We start from the raw sequence: 18,996 nt of genomic DNA on the forward strand, positions 1-18,996 counted from the left end.
AGCAAAACCCTTGCCAGTAAATACATCGAGCCTTTTGTATTTTTGACTACATTCTGAATTTGGAATTGCTGAAACAAGAACTACATTCTTGACAAATGAACATTTTACGTTCCCCGTTACCTTTCGTTTGATAATGAGAATGTATTTTTACGTTTTCACTATAGCAATGAGGACAGTTTTTCTTGAATAAGGCATCCTCTTTATCTTGGCACAAGCCAACATCATTCAGGATTTCCATAGAGCTTTTCTTTAATGTTGACATTGTTTTCTGTTTCCTTCTTCTTTGATATAATGACAATAATAATAGTATAATAAAAACGGGCCGATGTCTAGTCTTAAACTATTTTCCTATTTTCTCAAAGCCTTACACCATAACTTTTTCCAACTTTGATCAGACGATACCAGTTCCGCCACATCAAAACTGGCTATTAACGTTTGAGTGCCGTGACGAATATATTCAAATTCTCGACATTGAATCTTCCCCTGAGACATCGGAAGGTCTGGTGCTTTCCGCTCTAATGCTTGAATTCCCGTCATTTCATCTAGAGAAATAGTCTTTTCTCCCTTTTCCTCTCCTAAAATTGCACTCTCATAGGCTTGGCAGATATCATTCACTTTTTCCCCAAAATTTGGGTCAGGGGGGGGGATTCAGCCAGTATCCTGACTGATGGGGTTTAATATCTGCTTCTTCCCATAATCTTCCTACCTGTCGAGGAGATATACTTTCCACTATTCCTTGCTTTACTAATTCCTCGGCTAATTCTCGTCCTGTCCAGTGACTTATCGGACGCTCATAATTCGGCACTGGTATCGTCTAGCTAGAAGCTACAAACGTTGCAATACGAGAGGTTCAAGAAATCAGGCGAATTTGGAGTAAGTCCTCCCAAGTTAACCCCTTTTCAATTATACCGAGAGCTACAGCAGGAACTTCTCTAGTCGTAAAATGGCTGCGAACAAAGTTATGAACCATCCAGAAAATATCTAGGACTCGCTGTAATCCCACAACCGATTTAGCATAAGTATTTGTACGACGACGAAAGGCGGCTAAATAGCGTCGGATAGCACTATTAAATGCCTCAACGTGGTTGGCATGGACGTCCTTTTCTTCTGGTTTTTCTGTTGTCTCTGGATGTTCTGGTTTCGGAGTTTCTACTTTCTTTAGTTTACCCTCAGAATCTCGACGTTTACTACTCTTATTTTTTAGTCTTACTACAAGACCCTTCGGTAATACTTTGGTGGGACGACCTCGCTTTCCAGTCCTTAATACTTCGTGACAAATATCAAATGGCAGTTGACTATATCGCTTTTCTCCATCTGTAAATAGGGCTTGCTGAAAAAGTCAAAAAACGAAAGAAATGTGGGTTAGGGAAGTATGGACTGAAAAAGCATAGATAACTTATCCTTATGGAAACAAATCAAAATACAGATTTTGTTTAATCTATTGTTCCTTTCTGTCTAAAAAGGTCAACACAAATCACTCCTCACAAAAGAGAGGAAAATTAACACCATTTTTCACAAGAAAAACGACTCTACAACTTTTTACTTTTTGTCTTCTGAAGTAGAGTAGAAAGATTCATTACCAAAAAGTTCATCGCAATTACCGTTTCCGAGGTCTCAGGTAGTTTGGCCATCACTCGACCAAGACTAAATTTCCTCTTTCCCTGTCCGAATTTACCCTCAATGGCATTACGCACTCTTTCATCTGAGCGTGCCTCTTTCTTTTTTTCTTTGCTCACCTCTTTCGGCGGTCTTCCCAATCGGGGACCACTCATTCTTATATCCCTTTCTTTACAATAAGCTCGATTCGCTTTTGTTCGATAGATTTTATCCACATGAACCGATTCCGGATAACATCCTGTTTCCCTTTTATATTCTTCTATTCGCGCTTGTAAATCTCCCGATTCGTTGTAATTATCCCAACTTAATTTGTCTAAGAAGACAAAGCCATTCACATTACTTGCCGATATTTTAGCTCCAAACTCTACTGCTTTTCCCGCTTTTCCACGCACTATTGGACGCACGTGAGGTTGGCTTACACTCACAATTCTGTTTTCTACTTTATTTGTCTTTTTTTCATACATTTCTAACTGTTGCTCATACACTTTTCCTATCGTTACAAGCTCTTCTTGCTCTTTTTTCGTTAGTTTTTCTAACTTTGCTCCCTCTTCTATCATTTTTTCTATATCAGACAAGTTTCTTTTTATATATCCTAGTTGTTTTTTTGTTCCTTTTCTTCTTTCTTTTTTTGACACACGACGTTTTTTTGCTATGGCTAAGTACTCTTTTCTTGCCACTTCCCTATAAGTCCTCGGCTTTTCTTTCCTTTTCTCTTTTATTTCTTCATACAGCTTATCTATTATTTTTTCTGTTTTTTCTCTGGCATCATTCAATATTCCTATATCCGTTGGATATTTTATATCTGCTGGTGTACAAGTCGCATCTAACAATAACTTTCCTTCATTTTCTTTTTTTTCTGACGCTACACCCGTCGCTTTTTTTTCTATTTCTTTATTAATTTTATTTATTAATTCCATTCCTATTTTTTTACGAAAATGAACCATCATTGACGCATTAAATGCTTCTTTGCTACTATAGCTTTCCATTCCTATAAAGTACTGTAAATAAGGGTTCTCTTTTATTTGTTCTACTGTTTCTCTGTCACTTTTTCCTGAAATTTCTTTGATAATTAATGCTCCTAATGCCATTCTAAATGATTTGGCTGGGGCTCCTTTTTTTTCTGTGAAGTTTTTTGCATATTCTTCCTCATATTCTTCCCAAAGAATCATTTTTGACATTTCTATCCAACGATTTTCTTCGTCTAACTGCCCGCCGAACAGATTTTTCAAGTTTTCTGGTGTTTCAATTGAGTACTGTTGCTTTCGGTACATCTGCTTTCTCTCTTCTTAATGCAATGGTTTTGAGGCATTCTACCCTATTTTCGTGCATTCTAGCGGTTCTTAATTCGCCTACTATTTTTCTCCGTAAAGGTTTCAGCTTTTTTCAGCAAGCCCTAAATAACTGGAGAGATTCTGCACTCCTTTCAAATAATTCCGCTACCGTCATCATTGCTTCTAGAAATAATTTCTGCTCTTTTCGACCACATTTTAAATGCCAAATAAAGCGGCTAGCCCTGTCCATGAGCACGATTGTCCACCCCTCAGAGGCACTTGCTTCTTTATTTTTTCCAACTTTTGTGTATAGTTCATCCCCTTCTATTACTAATTTAACAAATTCATTTACTAAGGCGTATAAAAATAATGTCTCTTGTAATCCTGATAATTTCTTTTCCCAATTCAATATTGTTGTTTTCGCGTAGCCGAATACTCGGGCTGCTGCATTTAATCCTATTCCTTCCATTCTGGCTTTTAATACTTTTACAATTTCACTTAATGGGGTTTCTAAGCCAGCGATTACGCTACCATAAGTCTCAGCAAAACAAGAACTACATTCTTGACAAATGAACATTTTACGTTCCCCGTTACCTTTCGTTTGATAATGAGAATGTATTTTTACATTTTCACTATAGCAATGAGGACAGTTTTTCTTGAATAAGGCATCCTCTTTCTCTTGGCACAAGCCAACATCATTCAGGATTTTCATAGAGCTTTTCTTTAATATTGACATTGTTTTCTGTTTCCTTTTTCTTTGATATAATGACAATAATAATAGTATAATAAAAACGGGCCGATGTCTAGTCTTAAACTATTTTTCTATTTTCTCAAAGCCTTACACCATAACTTTTTCCAACTTTGATCAGACGATACCAGTGCCCATAATTCTTTGGGTCATCACAGGCTAATTTGAACAACTTCAAGATTTGTTCGCGTTTAAACTTGGCGGGTGCTCCACTACGTTCAGCATCTTTGATTCTTTCTGTTATTTCTATTTCACTTTTCTGTCCTGCTATCCATCTTTCTCTCCATTGACTTGCCATTTTTCGGCTGATTTTTAATTTTCTAGGGCGTGTCATCAATCAGCAAAAATAAATTCAGAACGATTTTGCGTCGTTTCAGCGATTCACCAAATTGTCAAGAATTGTAAAGTCCTCTTGGTGTAAGGTTTTCAGAGCTATCAAGTTTTGAATTTGGAATTGCTGGTCATCAATCAGGGCAAACGCATCTTATTTTTGAATGATAGGCTAGGTAAAGGTTTCAGCAATCATTATTGATTTTTTATGAAATGCTAAAAGGCTTGTCAAATAAAGAGTCTAGAATTTTGATGCGTTTGCCCTGATTGATGACACGCCCTAGTCCTTAATTGCATTTTGTAAAACATCATTAAATTTATCTGCTGATGCTTGAAGTTTCCGTCCACTAAAATTGGGGTCTTCCTGGGATAGCCGATATTGTAAGGCAAAATTAAGCAGAGCTAATCTCCGTTCTAAGCGATCTTGAGCTGTCCTTTTAAGCTCTGTTTTGTCTGTACTTAAAGACCATTTTTCATTTTTATAGATAAGGCCACGTGCAGCCAAAAAACGATGAAATGGCGGGTTTTCATTCAGCTTATTTAGACAATCACTATCATCTCCACAGTAATTTATAAACAACTTTTTAAATTGCTTCTTATTTGCGATGTCGGCAACGGACTGCCGATCCTCAGTGGCTAGGAAACGGAGCAAAATATCTGTCAGAGATAAGGGACGATTGTTCTTTAATAACTCATCATAACCAAGATCATTAATTGCTTGTTGAAAGCTAGTTTCTGGCTTAAGGGTTTTAACATCTTCCTCAATTTGCTTGTACGAATCTTGCATTAGCTCACGCTTTTTGTCTATTTCTCTATTGATCTTTGCCATTGCCTCAGCCATCGCAGTGGCATTTTGACTAGATAGCTGAATTCCCCACATCTGCATATTGATACCAGGACGAGGAAGATCGAGCAAAGCTAGAATTTGCTTTAATGTATTTTTCTCAACATCAGGGCCATAAAGAATGACACTATCTTTTGAGACTTGTTGAATAGTTGTACACGAAAGAGATGCTGCCGTTTTAATGTCATCTAGCAATTTGACTACTGCTTCAGATTGTCTAAAATAAGACAAAGGTAAGTTTTCAGCGCGTTTAACCTTATCTGCACAAGGATCCTTTGGTGATGAAGCAGGGGGAGGTGGAACAACCTTAAATTCAATAGAACCAGTCTGTGCCTGGGCTGATAATTGACCCACAAGTAACGCCGCACTAAGACCAACGGCAAACGGACAAACTAACTTTTTCATAGATACTCCTGTGAATAGCCGTTCTGTTTGAACTATACTGAACACGGTCACAAGTTGCGAATTTTAAAAATAAGAGATAATATAGTAAAAATAGAAAAAGTAGTCAAGAGGCTGAGAAATGATTAAGTTAGAATTTACGGAAGAAGACAAAAGACTGTTGTCTTACGGTCGGTTTAATCACCCGCATCCTAGAGTACAGCTAAAGATGGAAGTTTTATGGTTAAAAAGTCAGGGATTATCTCATCAAAAAATTGCTCAATTCGCAGGAGTTTCAGTAAATACGGTGACAAGCTATATCCGTGATTATCAAGAGGGCGGGATAGAAAAACTAAAAGAAATAAAATTTAATCGCCCGAAAAGCGAGTTAACAGAGCATCAAGGGACAATTGAGGCATATTTTGAGTCAAATCCACCAGCAAGAATAAATGAAGCAGTAAAAAGAATAGAAGAATTAACGGGAATAAAAAGAAGTCCAACGCAAGTCAGAAAATTTTTAAAGTCAATAGGAATGAGGTGTCTAAAGGTGGGAACAATTCCATCAAAAGCAGATGTAGAAGCTCAGGATAGCTATAGAGAAAAAGAGCTAGAACCAAGGCTAGAAGAGGCAAAAGCAGGAAAAAGGGCAGTTTTCTTTGTAGATGCCTCTCATTTTGTAATGGGAGCATTTGTAAATTTTATATGGTGCTTCAAGAGGATTTTTATTAAGTCACCATCAGGGAGAAAACGTTTTAATGTGTTAGGAGCATTAAATGCAATTACCCATGAAGTAATTATGGTAACGAACAGTTCTTATATTACGGGAACTCAGGTTTGTGAACTCCTAGAAAAGATAGCAGAATTAGGACTATTAATACCGATTACGTTGGTATTAGACAATGCTCGTTATCAAAAATGCCGAATTGTGCAGGAGTTGGCAGAATCATTAGGAATAGAGTTACTGTACTTACCTCCTTATTCTCCTAACTTGAATTTAATTGAAAGACTGTGGAAGTTTGTGAAGAAGAAGTGTTTATACGCAAAATATTATGAAGATTTTACGCAGTTTTCTGCAGCAATTTCAGGATGTCTTGAAGATGCTAACGTAAAATATAAGGAGGAGCTTGATTCTTTGCTCACCTTACGATTTCAACGCTTTGATAAATCTCAGATTATGAACGTTTGAAGTATAAGAACACATTAAGGTGAATAAATTGAAAAAACAAGCGAAAAAAGTCTGGTTTTCTGTTGAAGCAAAAATAGGAAAAAGTCTGATTAAGCCCATATTCCGTACTATTTAGAAGAAAATAAATAATTTAAAATTTACACGCTATATGCAGGCATCATTAGCCATCACAACACTAGATATAGACGGAGAAGGAAAGACTATAGTAGTGCGTTTATCAGTGCTTTTGTGCTGCATAAAGAGGCGTACTTTTGTTGATCAGCAGATTGTGATTCCTGAAACCTTTGTGGGGAAGCACTTCTGCTAATCTAGACTTATTCGTATTTATTAAAATTCTTGTTGCCAAGTACGGAATGTGGGATTAAAGATTAGTTGTCCAGAACTAATTAAAGCCAAAAGCTGACTAAATCATCAATACAACTCTTGCTTAATCTTGAGGCTAAAACTGTAATGGCTCCCTTGAAATTTCCTCCAACCCTGCCGAATTGAGAAAATTAGTCCAAATATCAGTTAAACCATTATCCTGGGGCTTAGTGCGTCGGACTTCCGCTAAAGCCGCGATCGCATCGTACCAAATTCCCTGTTCGCCATACCAGGCAGCTTGCTCTAAAATGGTTCCTTTTTTCAACGGTTGCATCGGCGCAATACGACGTACCCAAGCCGCGATCGCCGGATCATTAGGACTTGGTCTGGCTCCACAAATTAAGACCACTGCCCATTGATAAGTCTTGCCGATTTCTAGAGCAGGGCCAGTAGCAGGTAACTGAAAGCCAACCACACCAGAATCTTCAGGCGTTGGTAAATAGATCTGGGCGTGATCTTTTATTCCTGCCTCCCTGATGCTCAAGACAATCTGTTTTGCAGTGGTTTTAGGTAGATAAATCCAAAAAGTAGGACGTTCTGCGAGGGTTAATCCTGTATTAGTATTGGGAACCAGGGCCATCAGCGATCGCTTGGCTGTTGTTTCACTCAACAAGGGATCCTGAGGACAAGATCCTCCTCTCGATCCAGCCCCAGTCGTTTTATGGGGTTCTTGAGCATCAGCAGGCGGTTTGAAAAAGATGGTTGGTAAAGGCCCATCACTTCTAGTCAAGCCCATAGGAGTTTGAGCATTGCTTAACAGAATCCCCGTTATGAAGAGAGCGATCACTATCAACTTAAAGAAATAACGATTATTTAACATATTTATTTCTCCCCAAATTTATAACCACTTTATATATTACCTAGGGCTTGCTGAAAAAAGCTGAAACCTTTACGGAGAAAAATAGTAGGCGAATTAAGAACCGCTAGAATGCACGAAAATAGGGTAGAATGCCTCAAAACCATTGCATTAAGAAGAGAGAAAGCAGATGTACCGAAAGCAACAGTACTCAATTGAAACACCAGAAAACTTGAAAAATCTGTTCGGCGGGCAGTTAGACGAAGAAAATCGTTGGATAGAAATGTCAAAAATGATTCTTTGGGAAGAATATGAGGAAGAATATGCAAAAAACTTCACAGAAAAAAAAGGAGCCCCAGCCAAATCATTTAGAATGGCATTAGGAGCATTAATTATCAAAGAAATTTCAGGAAAAAGTGACAGAGAAACAGTAGAACAAATAAAAGAGAACCCTTATTTACAGTACTTTATAGGAATGGAAAGCTATAGTAGCAAAGAAGCATTTAATGCGTCAATGATGGTTCATTTTCGTAAAAAAATAGGAATGGAATTAATAAATAAAATTAATAAAGAAATAGAAAAAAAAGCGACGGGTGTAGCGTCAGAAAAAAAAGAAAATGAAGGAAAGTTATTGTTAGATGCGACTTGTACACCAGCAGATATAAAATATCCAACGGATATAGGAATATTGAATGATGCCAGAGAAAAAACAGAAAAAATAATAGATAAGCTGTATGAAGAAATAAAAGAGAAAAGGAAAGAAAAGCCGAGGACTTATAGGGAAGTGGCAAGAAAAGAGTACTTAGCCATAGCAAAAAAACGTCGTGTGTCAAAAAAAGAAAGAAGAAAAGGAACAAAAAAACAACTAGGATATATAAAAAGAAACTTGTCTGATATAGAAAAAATGATAGAAGAGGGAGCAAAGTTAGAAAAACTAACGAAAAAAGAGCAAGAAGAGCTTGTAACGATAGGAAAAGTGTATGAGCAACAGTTAGAAATGTATGAAAAAAAGACAAATAAAGTAGAAAACAGAATCGTGAGTGTAAGCCAACCTCACGTGCGTCCAATAGTGCGTGGAAAAGCGGGAAAAGCAGTAGAGTTTGGAGCTAAAATATCGGCAAGTAATGTGAATGGCTTTGTCTTCTTAGACAAATTAAGTTGGGATAATTACAACGAATCGGGAGATTTACAAGCGCGAATAGAAGAATATAAAAGGGAAACAGGATGTTATCCGGAATCGGTTCATGTGGATAAAATCTATCGAACAAAAGCGAATCGAGCTTATTGTAAAGAAAGGGATATAAGAATGAGTGGTCCCCGATTGGGAAGACCGCCGAAAGAGGTGAGCAAAGAAAAAAAGAAAGAGGCACGCTCAGATGAAAGAGTGCGTAATGCCATTGAGGGTAAATTCGGACAGGGAAAGAGGAAATTTAGTCTTGGTCGAGTGATGGCCAAACTACCTGAGACCTCGGAAACGGTAATTGCGATGAACTTTTTGGTAATGAATCTTTCTACTCTACTTCAGAAGACAAAAAGTAAAAAGTTGTAGAGTCGTTTTTCTTGTGAAAAATGGTGTTAATTTTCCTCTCTTTTGTGAGGAGTGATTTGTGTTGACCTTTTTAGACAGAAAGGAACAATAGATTAAACAAAATCTGTATTTTGATTTGTTTCCATAAGGATAAGTTATCTATGCTTTTTCAGTCCATACTTCCCTAACCCACATTTCTTTCGTTTTTTGACTTTTTCAGCAAGCCCTACTTAAGGCCAAGGTCAGTAACGGATCTTTGGAGTAGAGTCCAGCATAGTCACTAATTTGATCCGTTCCTGTACGGAGCGAAAAAAGAATAATACAAGTGAAAGCTCCCAGGTTCATGAACAGGTAAATTAGCAGGTAAAAGACCATACTGGCATACCCTTCATCGGTTCCTGCCGTTAAACCAATCATCACAAAACCGGCTTGGCCAATGGAGGAATAGGCTAACATCCGTTTCATGCTGGTTTGAGCCAAGGCTACCACGTTACCGAGGATCATGAAAAATTAGCCTAGTGGTCTGTCAATTTTCTATTTGTGGATAAAGACGCTTGAGACGGATACGAGCCTCAGCCGTCGTGAATTGCCAATCTACCGACTTTTGGGAATGATTGCGCTGAGTGTACCAAGCCGTTGTTTCTTGCTCTAAAGTTTCCCGATCTGGAATTCGACGAGCTAGGCATTGCCGAGTCATTGCGGACAGCTCGTTTTCAGCAATATTAAGCCAACTGCCATGTTTTGGGGTATGGTGAATTTCCAACCGTTCGACTAGACGACGAGCCGTGGAAGGCTCAAATGCTTCATATAGTGAGGCAAGTTTGTGAGTATTTAGCTGATCACATACTAAAATGACTTTGTCGTTATCAGCATAGTCGTTATCGAGTAAATTCTTAATTTCTGTTGCCCAGTCAACCGATGTTCTACGTTCACTGACAACTGTCTTTCGCCACCCAGACAAGGGTTCTGTAAACATAAAGATATTGGCTGTTCCATTGCGTTCATATTCGTAATCATGCGCCTCTGGCTGTCCAGGTTTGGCTGGTAGAGGAAGGCGGGTTTCTTTGACCAATTGTATAGGTTGCTCATCCATGCAAATCACTGGACAATTGGGGTCATAGGGTCGGTGATAAATTTCTAGAACATCTTCCATGTTAGACACAAATTCGGCACTCTTTTCTGGTGGAATCACGTACATCTGTCGCAGATGAGGTTTTAGTTCGTTTTTTTTAACACTTGACGCACGGTTTCGTGACTAATTGCTGGCACAATTTCTAACTCGACCGCCTTGTCGGCTAGTAACCTCAATGTCCAACGGGCTTGACCAGCAGGCGGTTCTCCACAACGTAAGGCGATTAGTTTTGCTTCTACCTCTCCATCAATAATCGGTTGACGAGGCGGCGTTTTGCGGGGCTTGCGGCTTAATGCTGACTCCACACCTTCATTGACCAATCGCTCCCTGAGATTGGCGACTGTGTTACGGTGACAACTAAAGGCGGCGGCAGCTTCCTCATCCGTCCATCCTTGTCCATTCACATCAATGTTTAACAGAATATTGGCGTGCTTAATTTTGTAAGCCGCTCCCAGGGCGAACGCATCTTATTTTTGAAAGGTAGGCTGGATAAGGGTTTCCGAGAGCATGATTGATTTTTTATGAAACGCTGAAAGTCTTATCAGATAAGGAGTCTAGAATTTAGATGCGTTTGCCCTGAAGCCGCTCCTTTGCCGATGGATACCAAATCTTTTAGGGTCTGACGTTCTTCTTGACTTAATCGGACAATATAGGTCTTGAGCATGGTTACTTATTACGATATCTGTTGAGGTAATGAATAGCCTCTCCATTTTCCTTCAACCCATATCCCGTACTAATTTTGAAAAAATAAAAATAGATTCAAAAATAGCAACAGAATAGTTAAAATAAAAAAGCTAACAAACCGAGGAGAAAATGACCCAATTAAACGTTAAAAATCTCGACCATTTAGGAATAATCGCGGCCGTAGTTGATGAACTAGGTCTAGTGGATTATATCAATGAACAGTTACAAGAAAATGACCGTGCGAAAATCAGTGCGGGTCTGGTGGTTAAAGCCATGATTCTCAATGGCTTAGGATTTATTAATTCTCCCTTGTATTTATTCAGGGAGCATCTCACCTTTGCAATAAGTAGAAATACTTAACGAGGTAAATGAAAGAGTCAAAAAAGGTAATCATTTAAATAGGAACAGCGATGACGAAGGACTTGTGGTACATTGTCAGAATTCCAACTCGCACCAGTAATTTTAAGACGATGACCAATTTGTTTAACTTGAGATTCGACAGAGCCAGAGCCAATGGAAATGCCCTCTGCCTGCAAATAACCATAATTGACAATCCGATGTTTATGCTTGTTTAAATAAATGATAAAATTCTCAGCTTGAGGCTCTGACCATCCCTCAAAATAGGAGATAGCGGCATCCACTTCACCCGTCCAAAGAAAAGACTTGACCTCCTCAATTCGCTGGAATGACCCCCCAACTTTATAGAGGTTTTCAATTAAGTGATACCAGTCCAAAATTTCAATTCGCTCATGTTTCTGTCCTATCTCACGAAATAAGTTCCAGATACCATCATGTCCATCTCCCAAACAAATTAAAGGCTTAGCCAAAATTTGAGAATTAACCAAATCTAATAAAGCCGAGTTATCTTGAAAAAAGGCAGCTACCCCCAATTGATGAAAACTGACTCCTTTATAATCACGCCAAATTAAGGGTTCTCCCTTGGGAGTTCTGAGTCGTACCTTCCCACCATCTATGCTAATTTCTTCGACTTCTGTGTTAGAGCCCGTATTCCGTACTAGTTTTGAAAAAATAAAAATAGATTCAAAAATGGCTACAGAATAGTTAAAATAAAAAAGCTAATAAACCCAAGAGAAAATGACCCAATTAAACGTTAAAAATCTCGACCATTTAGGAATAATCGCGGCGATAGTTGATGAACTAGGTCTAGTGGATTATATCAATGAACAACTAGGAGAAAATGACCGTGCTAAAATCAGTGCGGGTCTGGTAGTGAAAGCGATGATTCTCAATGGCTTAGGCTTTATCAACTCTCCTTTATATTTGTTCAGTCGTTTTTTTGAAGATAAACCAGTAGAACATCTTTTAGGAAAAGGAATAAAAGCCAGCGACCTGAATGATGACCGTTTAGGGAGAGTCTTAGATTTAATCTTTATGGCCGGCATCAGCCGTTTGTTTCTCGGAATTTGTCTAAAAGCCGTAGAAATCTTCAAAATAGTGATGAAAAGTTCCCATTTAGACTCCAGTTCATTATCGGTACAAGGGGAATATAAATTATCGGTGGAGAGAGAAGACAAAGAAAGCCAAATAATCCATATCACTCATGGCTATTCAAAGGATAAGCGACCAGACTTGAAACAATTTGTCTTGAATCTAGTCTGTTGGGGGGATGGCGACATTCCCGCTTTTCTCGAATTAGGAGATGGCAATCAAAGTGATAAAAAAGAGTTTGCTAAACTCTTGAAAAAGTTCAATGAGCAGTGGCAATTCGATGGTTTGTATATAGCAGATTCAGCCTTATACAGTGCCGATAACTTGCAAAAGTTAACCGGCATATACTGGTTATGTTCTGTGCCGAAAACGATTAGAGAAGTGCAGGATGCGGTCAGTCAATTAGCCTCGGAGCAATTCATCACAACTGATTTAGAGGGCTATCGTCTTACCTCCTTAGAAAGTGAATATGGGGGAGTCAAACAACGTTGGATAGTGGTAGATAGCGAGCAAAAAAAAGCTTTAGACCTCAAACAACTGACGAAGAAGACAGAGAAAGCAACGGCTCAAGCTCAAAGACAATTAGAACAATTACAGCGTCAGGAATTTGCTTGTCGGGAGGATGCTTTAACCGCCCTGAGCCGATGGGAGAAGAGTTTAGAATGGCATCTTCTTCAAGACCTAACTGTCGTCGAAAAATGTCATTACGGTCATCGAGGTAAACCCCGTCCCCATGAACAGCCCATTCGTCGTAGCTATCATGCCCAAGCCACTTTCAGCCTCAATAGTGCGAAAGTTCAAGCTTCAGAGCGGGCAGCAGGACGTTTTGTCTTGGCGACGAATCAGCTAGATGGAGACTCTTTGAGCGATGAGCAACTGCTTGTCCACTACAAGCAACAGCAAGGGGTAGAGCGAGGTTTTCGCTTCCTTAAAGACCCTCTGTTTTTGGCGTCCAGTGTTTTTCTCAAAACCCCTGAGCGGATTATGGCATTGAGTTTCATCATGGTGTTGTGTTTACTGGTGTACAGCTTGGGACAACGTAAACTGAGACTGGCTCTGGCAGAGCAGGAGGAGACTGTGCCTAATCAGTTGGGAAAGCCGACTCAGCGTCCGACACTGCGTTGGATTTTTCAGATGTTGAGAGGAGTTCATTGGGTTGTACTGGATAATTGTCCCCAAATAATCAATCTAACGCTTGAGCGAGAGAGGATTTTGCGCTTTTTTGGGGCTACTACTTGTCAGTATTATCTTTTGTCATAATGACTTTTCTTATTTTCTTTGTTCTTTTTTTATGTACGGAATGTGGGCTTCAAATTCACAATCTTTAGCTTGACAGACCACTAGGGCAGTAAAAATCACTTTCCATTCATCGGTGATTACCCCAAAGGCGGTGACTAATAAGCGAATGGCGATCGCAAATCCGGCCGCTTTGGAACCGACCGACAGAAATGCCACCACCGGCGTGGGTGAACCTTCATAGACATCAGGAGTCCATTGGTGAAAGGGAACCGCCGAAATCTTAAAAGCAATCCCCGCAATCACAAATACGAGGGAAATGGCTAATCCGAGGGATTGACCCCCATTTACTGCATCCGTCAATTGGGCCGCGATCGCCTCTAATTGGGTTTCTCCTCCCGACAGACCATAGAGCAGAGAAAGACCGTAAAGAAAAATAGCGGAACTAGAAGCCCCGATTAACAGATACTTTAAAGCCGCTTCATTGGAACGAGGATCACGCTTCATGTAACCCGTCATCAGATAGAACGAAATACTCCGCATTTCCAAGGAAACAAAAATCATCACCAATTCGTTTGCGGCACTGAGAAACATTCCCCCCAACGTCGCCGTGAGCATAATGGCGATAAATTCAGCCAAAGAAGTTCCCGTCTGTTCCACATAACGCACTGACATTAAGATAGTGACCACTGCCGAAAGAGCAATGATCGCCCGAAAAACAATACTGAGATTATCCCCATTAAAGGCTCCCAGAAAACCTATCGGGTCTGCACTATCCCAAGCAAAATAGAGCGCGACAGTAGCTGCCAATAGTCCGGCGATCGCATCCTAAAGTAAAAGTAAAGATAGTTTAATTTTAAGATAATTTCTGTTAGGCTTAGGGAGATTGGCTTAAATAAGGATCAATAATCTCAATTTTGCTCCGTAATTTTATTAAAAAATGCTTCATCAGTCTTGTCTTTTTATCGCTAAATAATAGAACTTAAATCTCTATCAATAATCTAATCTCCCTACTTATTGTTTCAGTATTATGTGTTTAGGAATACCAGGTCAAATTACCGAAATTATCAATCAGGACTTTCAATTAGCCCTAGTAGATATTGCCGGTGTCAAACGGGCGGTGAATATTGCCTGTATTGTAGATGAGCAACATCCCATGGAAAACTGTGTTGGGGATTGGGTCTTAGTTCATGTCGGTTTTGCCCTTAATCGTTTGGATGAAGAAGAGGCCGCCGCTACCTTGCAATTATTAGAACAGTTAGCCGAACTAGAGGAATTTGCCGCCGATGAAGTATTTGCATGAATTTCGAGATCCTCAAAAAGCCGAAGCCCTACTGACTCAAATTCGACAGTTAACGATCGCCCTGGCTCCAACCCATCCGCTTAAAATTATGGAAATTTGTGGGGGTCATACCCATGCCATTTTTAAATCAGGATTGGAATCCCTATTACCTGCCGAGATTGAGTTAGTGCATGGCCCAGGCTGTCCCGTTTGTATTATGCCTAAAGGTCGTCTAGATGAGGCGATCGCCCTGGCTGAAAATCCCCAGGTTATACTGACCACCTTTGGGGATGCCATGCGGGTTCCTGGCTCCAAACACAGTTTATTGCAAGCCAAGGCCCTCGGTGCCGATATTCGCTTAGTCTATTCCCCCCTAGATGTCCTCAAATTAGCTAAGGCCAATCCAAACCAGGAAATCGTTTTCTTTGCGATCGGTTTTGAAACAACGGCTCCCAGTACCGCCCTCACGGTTTTGCAGGCAGAAAAAGAAGGGGTTAAAAACTTTAGTTTATTTTGCAATCATGTTCTGGTGATTCCAGCCCTAGAAGCCCTATTAAGTAATCCCGATTTACAATTAGATGGTTTTGTGGGGCCGGGTCACGTCAGTACTATTATTGGCACGACTCCCTATCAAGTCATTGCCCAAAAATATCATAAACCTCTCGTCATTTCCGGCTTTGAACCCCTAGATATTTTGCAATCGGTTTGGATGGTCTTACAGCAATTAGTAACCCACCGTTGTCAAATCGAAAATCAATATACTCGTCTTGTTCAAGATCAAGGCAATACGGTCGCGCTGGCGGCGATGAATCAAGTGTTTGAAGTGCGAGAAAGTTTTGAATGGCGGGGCTTAGGCGACATTCCCCAATCTGGTCTAAAGATGCGTCCCCGCTATGCCGATTTTGATGCCGAAGCTAAATTTTCCGTTCCCCATCTCTCGATCGCCGATCATCGGGCTTGTCAGTGTGGGGAAATTCTGAAAGGAGTTCTCAAGCCTTGGGAATGTAAGGTTTTTGGCACTGCTTGTACACCAGAAACCCCCATTGGAGCCTGCATGGTTTCATCGGAAGGAGCCTGTGCTGCCTATTACAAATATGGCCGTTTGGCTAAGGGCGATCGCCAATCAGTGCATAAATCTGTCACGTCTCTTCGTTGAAGTTCTGGCTGGCCGGAAAAAAAGGGCTTCACCAATCACCTCTTAATAAGGTATGATGAGAAATTGTGAGTTTTTACTAAAGCGATGAGCCTAAAGCCATGAGCGCACAACTGATCATTAAGTCCATCGAGGCGGAATATCTGAAAACCGATCTGCCCATTATTCACGTTGGCGACACCGTTAAAGTGGGAGTCAAGATCGTCGAAGGTGGAAAAGAGCGTATCCAGCCCTACGAAGGCACTGTCATTGCCATGCGGAATGGCGGTATCAATGAAACCATCACCGTGCGGAAAGTTTTTCAGGGCGTTGGTGTAGAGCGGGTCTTCCTTCTCAACTCACCTCGTATCACTGATATTAAAATTATTCGTCGCGGTAAGGTTCGGAGAGCTAAATTGTATTATCTTCGCGATCGCGTCGGTAAAGCAACTCGGATTAAACAACGTTTTGACCGGGCCCTCTAAAAAATCCAACGACGGCGCACGGACATTAGTGACGAATTAAGTTATTATGATTAAGGAGTTGGGAAAATTCCCTTCTATAACTGCTTAGACTGTGCGTCCTTAGTTCAGTTGGTAGAACGCAGGTCTCCAAAACCTGATGTCGGGGGTTCAAGTCCTCCAGGGCGCGTTGACCACCAATAGCCCTATAGTTCAGTGAATCGGCTCAATACAGCCCAGAGAGTGATCTTGGTTCTGTCGCGACGATATCCTGATATATCACCAGATAACTTCATTTGGAGTGAGAGGTAATACTGTGGCGAAAAAAGAAGCAACCAAACCGGATGTCTCAGATGTGAAAACGGCGATCGCTGGCAATCAGCTTGGCAGTTTTGTTTCGGAGACAAAAGAGGAATTAGCCAAAGTCGTTTGGCCCGCCCGTCAACAACTAATTAGTGAGTCCGTTGCCGTTGTTTTGATGGTAACGCTAGTCGCTACGGTTATCTATCTGGTGGATCACTTCTTCTCGTGGATAGCCAAGCAACCCTTTCTTTTTGGGTAATCCCTGCGATCTAGTGGAGCATTAAGAATATCGAAATGAGTTTTGATGACGATCAATCCCTAGCTGCTGCCCCTCCTCAGGAGAAAACTGCGAAAGCAGCCCGATGGTACGCAGTTCAGGTTGCCTCTGGCTGTGAAAAGCGAGTGAAAGCGAACCTAGAGCAACGTATTCATACCCTGGACGTAGCCAATCGGATTCTACAGGTTGAAATCCCCAAAAATCCGACGGTCAAAATTCGTAAGGACGGCTCTCGTCAACATGGCGAAGAAAAAGTCTTTCCGGGTTATGTTCTAATCCGCATGATTATGGATGATGATGCCTGGCAGGTCGTCAAAAACACCCCCCATGTCATCAACTTTGTAGGGTCTGAACAAAAACGACACTACGGAAGAGGGCGGGGTCATGTCAATCCGCTTCCCCTCAGTATGGGAGAGGTTGAACGCATTTTTAAACAATCAGAAGAACAGGAACCTGTTATTAAGATTGAAATGCAAGTGGGAGACAAAATTATGGTTCTCTCCGGGCCTTTTAAAGACTTTGAAGGGGAAGTGATCGAAGTCAGTCCTGAAAGAAGTAAGCTTAAAGCCTTACTATCCATTTTCGGTCGGGATACCCCTGTCGAATTGGAATTTAACCAAGTGGAAAAACAAAATTAGCAATTAGCAATGGCAAAGAAAGTCGTCGCTCAGATTAAATTAGCCCTGAAAGCAGGTAAGGCCAATCCGGCCCCTCCCGTTGGCCCCGCGTTGGGTCAACATGGGGTCAATATTATGGCCTTTTGTAAGGAATACAATGCTAAAACAGCCGATCAAGCTGGCATGGTTATTCCGGTAGAAATCTCTGTTTATGAAGACCGTAGTTTTACCTTTGTTTTAAAAACACCCCCTGCCTCGGTTTTGATTCTGAAAGCAGCCGGTGGGGACAAAGGTTCTAACGAACCTAACAAGAAAAAGGTAGGAGCCATCTCTCGTGATCAATTGCGAGAAATTGCTCAAACCAAAATGCCCGATCTTAATGCCAATGATATTGAGGCAGCCATGCGGATCGTGGAAGGAACGGCCCGAAATATGGGCGTTACGATTAAGGACTAAAACGAGTTAGCAATTGATAGTTGATAGTTAGCAATTAATAATTATTAATTATTAGTGACTATGGGAATCAACGGATCAATACTGACAATAGTTTAAAGTTTGAAACAAAAATTATTTAGGGGAGAAGTTATTAGCTTCGTTAATACCCAAGGAGAGTAAATCCGATTCATGTCTAAGAAGTTATCGAAACGTTTCGCTACGGCTTTGGCGAAAGTGGATACAAAAAAAGCCTATGACCCGATCGCAGCATTAACGCTCTTGAAGGAGACCGCCACTGCTAAATTTGATGAAACAGTAGAGGTTCATATTCGTTTGGGTATTGACCCTAAATATACTGACCAACAGTTAAGAACAACAGTTTCTCTCCCCAAGGGAACGGGCCAGACAGTGCGAGTAGCTGTTATTGCCAGGGGGGAAAAAGTGGCAGAGGCCAATGGGGCCGGGGCTGATATTTGTGGATCTGAAGAATTAATTGACCAAATTCAGGGGGGCATGATGGACTTTGATGTTCTGATTGCCACCCCCGATATGATGCCTAAAATTGCTAAGTTGGGTAAATTACTAGGCCCCAGGGGCTTAATGCCTTCTCCGAAAGGGGGAACCGTTACGGCGGATGTTACTAGTGCGATCGCCGAATTTAAAGCTGGAAAATTAGAATTTCGGGCTGACAGAACGGGCATCGTTCATGTTATGTTTGGAAAGGCCTCTTTTTCTGTGGATGATTTGCTGGCAAATCTGAAAGCATTACAGGAAACTGTTGACCGCAATCGCCCTTCTGGGGCCAAGGGCCGTTACTGGCGATCCATCTTTGTAGCCGCTTCGATGGGCCCTTCTATCCAAGTTGATATCAACGCATTGCGTGACTACAAACTAGCAGAAAGCTAGGTGTGATTCTTAAACCCA

General features: G+C 40.7%; 20 protein-coding genes, 1 tRNA gene and 5 pseudogenes. 12 read left to right on the forward strand and 14 right to left on the reverse strand.

Going from position 1 to position 18,996, the window contains the following annotated elements:
• Positions 1 to 46 precede the first annotated feature (46 nt).
• The 8 genes and pseudogenes from KA717_28555 to KA717_28590 form a co-directional block, all read right to left on the reverse strand.
• A complete protein-coding gene (locus KA717_28555) occupies positions 47 to 262 on the reverse strand; it encodes a hypothetical protein (protein ID UXE59672.1) in 216 nt (71 codons plus the stop codon).
• Positions 263 to 348: 86 nt separating this feature from the next.
• Positions 349 to 615 carry a hypothetical protein gene (locus tag KA717_28560; GenBank protein UXE59673.1) on the reverse strand — a complete coding sequence of 89 codons (267 nt, stop codon included), beginning with the start codon at positions 613 to 615 and terminating at the stop codon, positions 349 to 351.
• Between the two features lie 19 nt (positions 616 to 634).
• Positions 635 to 805 (reverse strand): hypothetical protein, encoded by a 171-nt coding sequence (locus KA717_28565; GenBank protein UXE59674.1) that lies wholly within the window; start codon positions 803 to 805, stop codon positions 635 to 637.
• Between the two features lie 45 nt (positions 806 to 850).
• Positions 851 to 1,003: a hypothetical protein gene (locus KA717_28570; protein UXE59675.1), complete on the reverse strand. Its 153-nt coding sequence runs from the start codon at positions 1,001 to 1,003 to the stop codon at positions 851 to 853.
• Positions 1,004 to 1,550: 547 nt separating this feature from the next.
• Positions 1,551 to 2,888: pseudogene (locus KA717_28575) on the reverse strand (IS5 family transposase).
• Between the two features lie 112 nt (positions 2,889 to 3,000).
• Positions 3,001 to 3,624 carry a hypothetical protein gene (locus KA717_28580; GenBank protein UXE59676.1) on the reverse strand — a complete coding sequence of 208 codons (624 nt, stop codon included), beginning with the start codon at positions 3,622 to 3,624 and terminating at the stop codon, positions 3,001 to 3,003.
• A 94-nt stretch (positions 3,625 to 3,718) separates the two neighbouring features.
• Positions 3,719 to 3,934 (reverse strand): hypothetical protein, encoded by a 216-nt coding sequence (locus KA717_28585; protein ID UXE59677.1) that lies wholly within the window; start codon positions 3,932 to 3,934, stop codon positions 3,719 to 3,721.
• A gap of 312 nt (positions 3,935 to 4,246) precedes the next feature.
• Positions 4,247 to 5,215 (reverse strand): hypothetical protein, encoded by a 969-nt coding sequence (locus KA717_28590; GenBank protein ID UXE59678.1) that lies wholly within the window; start codon positions 5,213 to 5,215, stop codon positions 4,247 to 4,249.
• Positions 5,216 to 5,333: 118 nt separating this feature from the next.
• On the opposite strand from KA717_28590, the gene KA717_28595 reads away from it, so the two are divergent.
• Positions 5,334 to 6,377 carry an IS630 family transposase gene (locus KA717_28595; GenBank protein ID UXE59679.1) on the forward strand — a complete coding sequence of 348 codons (1,044 nt, stop codon included), beginning with the start codon at positions 5,334 to 5,336 and terminating at the stop codon, positions 6,375 to 6,377.
• A 439-nt stretch (positions 6,378 to 6,816) separates the two neighbouring features.
• On the opposite strand, the gene KA717_28600 is transcribed toward KA717_28595, so the two are convergent.
• Positions 6,817 to 7,353, reverse strand: a complete 537-nt coding sequence (locus tag KA717_28600) for a DUF928 domain-containing protein (GenBank protein UXE59680.1) — start codon at positions 7,351 to 7,353, stop codon at positions 6,817 to 6,819.
• A 373-nt stretch (positions 7,354 to 7,726) separates the two neighbouring features.
• Between KA717_28600 and KA717_28605 the strand changes: the two are divergent.
• Positions 7,727 to 9,064 (forward strand): annotated as a pseudogene (locus KA717_28605) (IS5 family transposase).
• A gap of 228 nt (positions 9,065 to 9,292) precedes the next feature.
• On the opposite strand, the pseudogene KA717_28610 reads toward KA717_28605, so the two are convergent.
• The 3 genes and pseudogenes from KA717_28610 to KA717_28620 form a co-directional block, all read right to left on the reverse strand.
• Positions 9,293 to 9,568 (reverse strand): annotated as a pseudogene (locus KA717_28610) (NAD(P)H-quinone oxidoreductase subunit 2).
• 22 nt (positions 9,569 to 9,590) lie between these two features.
• The gene (locus tag KA717_28615) at positions 9,591 to 10,262 is read right to left on the reverse strand and encodes an IS630 family transposase (GenBank protein UXE59681.1); all 672 of its coding nucleotides are present in this window, start codon (positions 10,260 to 10,262) and stop codon (positions 9,591 to 9,593) included.
• 17 nt (positions 10,263 to 10,279) lie between these two features.
• The gene (locus tag KA717_28620) at positions 10,280 to 10,600 is read right to left on the reverse strand and encodes a helix-turn-helix domain-containing protein (GenBank protein ID UXE59682.1); all 321 of its coding nucleotides are present in this window, start codon (positions 10,598 to 10,600) and stop codon (positions 10,280 to 10,282) included.
• A gap of 409 nt (positions 10,601 to 11,009) precedes the next feature.
• On the opposite strand from KA717_28620, the gene KA717_28625 reads away from it, so the two are divergent.
• Positions 11,010 to 11,240, forward strand: a complete 231-nt coding sequence (locus KA717_28625; protein UXE59683.1) for a DUF4277 domain-containing protein — start codon at positions 11,010 to 11,012, stop codon at positions 11,238 to 11,240.
• 17 nt (positions 11,241 to 11,257) lie between these two features.
• Here KA717_28625 and KA717_28630 read toward each other — a convergent pair.
• Positions 11,258 to 11,872, reverse strand: a pseudogene (locus tag KA717_28630) (ISKra4 family transposase).
• Positions 11,873 to 11,975: 103 nt separating this feature from the next.
• Here KA717_28630 and KA717_28635 point away from each other — a divergent pair.
• Positions 11,976 to 13,589, forward strand: a complete 1,614-nt coding sequence (locus KA717_28635) for an IS1634 family transposase (GenBank protein ID UXE59684.1) — start codon at positions 11,976 to 11,978, stop codon at positions 13,587 to 13,589.
• 81 nt (positions 13,590 to 13,670) lie between these two features.
• On the opposite strand, the pseudogene KA717_28640 reads toward KA717_28635, so the two are convergent.
• Positions 13,671 to 14,423 (reverse strand): annotated as a pseudogene (locus tag KA717_28640) (NAD(P)H-quinone oxidoreductase subunit 2).
• A 172-nt stretch (positions 14,424 to 14,595) separates the two neighbouring features.
• Between KA717_28640 and KA717_28645 the strand changes: the two are divergent.
• The 8 genes from KA717_28645 to rplA all read left to right on the forward strand — a co-directional run bounded on the left by KA717_28645 (position 14,596) and on the right by rplA (position 18,978).
• Positions 14,596 to 14,868 carry a HypC/HybG/HupF family hydrogenase formation chaperone gene (locus KA717_28645; protein UXE59685.1) on the forward strand — a complete coding sequence of 91 codons (273 nt, stop codon included), beginning with the start codon at positions 14,596 to 14,598 and terminating at the stop codon, positions 14,866 to 14,868.
• Positions 14,852 to 16,003 (forward strand): hydrogenase formation protein HypD, encoded by a 1,152-nt coding sequence (gene hypD, locus KA717_28650; protein UXE59686.1) that lies wholly within the window; start codon positions 14,852 to 14,854, stop codon positions 16,001 to 16,003. The genes KA717_28645 and hypD overlap by 17 nt, the downstream gene beginning before the upstream one ends.
• 98 nt (positions 16,004 to 16,101) lie before the next feature.
• A complete protein-coding gene (rplS, locus tag KA717_28655; GenBank protein ID UXE59687.1) occupies positions 16,102 to 16,464 on the forward strand; it encodes a 50S ribosomal protein L19 in 363 nt (120 codons plus the stop codon).
• A 93-nt stretch (positions 16,465 to 16,557) separates the two neighbouring features.
• Positions 16,558 to 16,630 (forward strand) — tRNA-Trp (locus tag KA717_28660).
• 165 nt (positions 16,631 to 16,795) lie between these two features.
• Positions 16,796 to 17,002: a preprotein translocase subunit SecE gene (gene secE / locus KA717_28665; protein ID UXE64804.1), complete on the forward strand. Its 207-nt coding sequence runs from the start codon at positions 16,796 to 16,798 to the stop codon at positions 17,000 to 17,002.
• Between the two features lie 35 nt (positions 17,003 to 17,037).
• Positions 17,038 to 17,658 carry a transcription termination/antitermination protein NusG gene (gene nusG / locus KA717_28670; protein UXE59688.1) on the forward strand — a complete coding sequence of 207 codons (621 nt, stop codon included), beginning with the start codon at positions 17,038 to 17,040 and terminating at the stop codon, positions 17,656 to 17,658.
• A 9-nt stretch (positions 17,659 to 17,667) separates the two neighbouring features.
• Complete coding sequence (gene rplK / locus KA717_28675; GenBank protein ID UXE59689.1) at positions 17,668 to 18,093, forward strand: 50S ribosomal protein L11; 426 nt, start codon at positions 17,668 to 17,670, stop codon at positions 18,091 to 18,093.
• Between the two features lie 168 nt (positions 18,094 to 18,261).
• Entirely contained in the window at positions 18,262 to 18,978 is a 717-nt protein-coding gene (rplA, locus tag KA717_28680) for a 50S ribosomal protein L1 (GenBank protein UXE59690.1), read from the forward strand.
• Positions 18,979 to 18,996 lie beyond the last annotated feature (18 nt).

The organism is Woronichinia naegeliana WA131 (assembly GCA_025370055.1).
GTDB classification, from domain to species: Bacteria; Cyanobacteriota; Cyanobacteriia; order Cyanobacteriales; family Microcystaceae; genus Woronichinia; species Woronichinia naegeliana.

Excerpts from the sequence above, each read along its gene's own strand:
- KA717_28555 (UXE59672.1), bottom strand. The coding sequence starts at position 262 with ATGTCAACATTAAAGAAAAGCTCTATGGAAATCCTGAATGATGTTGGC.
- KA717_28580 (UXE59676.1), bottom strand. The coding sequence starts at position 3,624 with ATGTCAATATTAAAGAAAAGCTCTATGAAAATCCTGAATGATGTTGGC.
- KA717_28585 (UXE59677.1), bottom strand. The coding sequence starts at position 3,934 with ATGGCAAGTCAATGGAGAGAAAGATGGATAGCAGGACAGAAAAGTGAA.
- KA717_28590 (UXE59678.1), bottom strand. The coding sequence starts at position 5,215 with ATGAAAAAGTTAGTTTGTCCGTTTGCCGTTGGTCTTAGTGCGGCGTTA.
- KA717_28595 (UXE59679.1), top strand. The coding sequence starts at position 5,334 with ATGATTAAGTTAGAATTTACGGAAGAAGACAAAAGACTGTTGTCTTAC.
- KA717_28615 (UXE59681.1), bottom strand. The coding sequence starts at position 10,262 with ATGTACGTGATTCCACCAGAAAAGAGTGCCGAATTTGTGTCTAACATG.
- KA717_28625 (UXE59683.1), top strand. The coding sequence starts at position 11,010 with ATGACCCAATTAAACGTTAAAAATCTCGACCATTTAGGAATAATCGCG.
- KA717_28635 (UXE59684.1), top strand. The coding sequence starts at position 11,976 with ATGACCCAATTAAACGTTAAAAATCTCGACCATTTAGGAATAATCGCG.
- KA717_28645 (UXE59685.1), top strand. The coding sequence starts at position 14,596 with ATGTGTTTAGGAATACCAGGTCAAATTACCGAAATTATCAATCAGGAC.
- hypD (UXE59686.1), top strand. The coding sequence starts at position 14,852 with ATGAAGTATTTGCATGAATTTCGAGATCCTCAAAAAGCCGAAGCCCTA.
- rplS (UXE59687.1), top strand. The coding sequence starts at position 16,102 with ATGAGCGCACAACTGATCATTAAGTCCATCGAGGCGGAATATCTGAAA.
- nusG (UXE59688.1), top strand. The coding sequence starts at position 17,038 with ATGAGTTTTGATGACGATCAATCCCTAGCTGCTGCCCCTCCTCAGGAG.
- rplK (UXE59689.1), top strand. The coding sequence starts at position 17,668 with ATGGCAAAGAAAGTCGTCGCTCAGATTAAATTAGCCCTGAAAGCAGGT.
- rplA (UXE59690.1), top strand. The coding sequence starts at position 18,262 with ATGTCTAAGAAGTTATCGAAACGTTTCGCTACGGCTTTGGCGAAAGTG.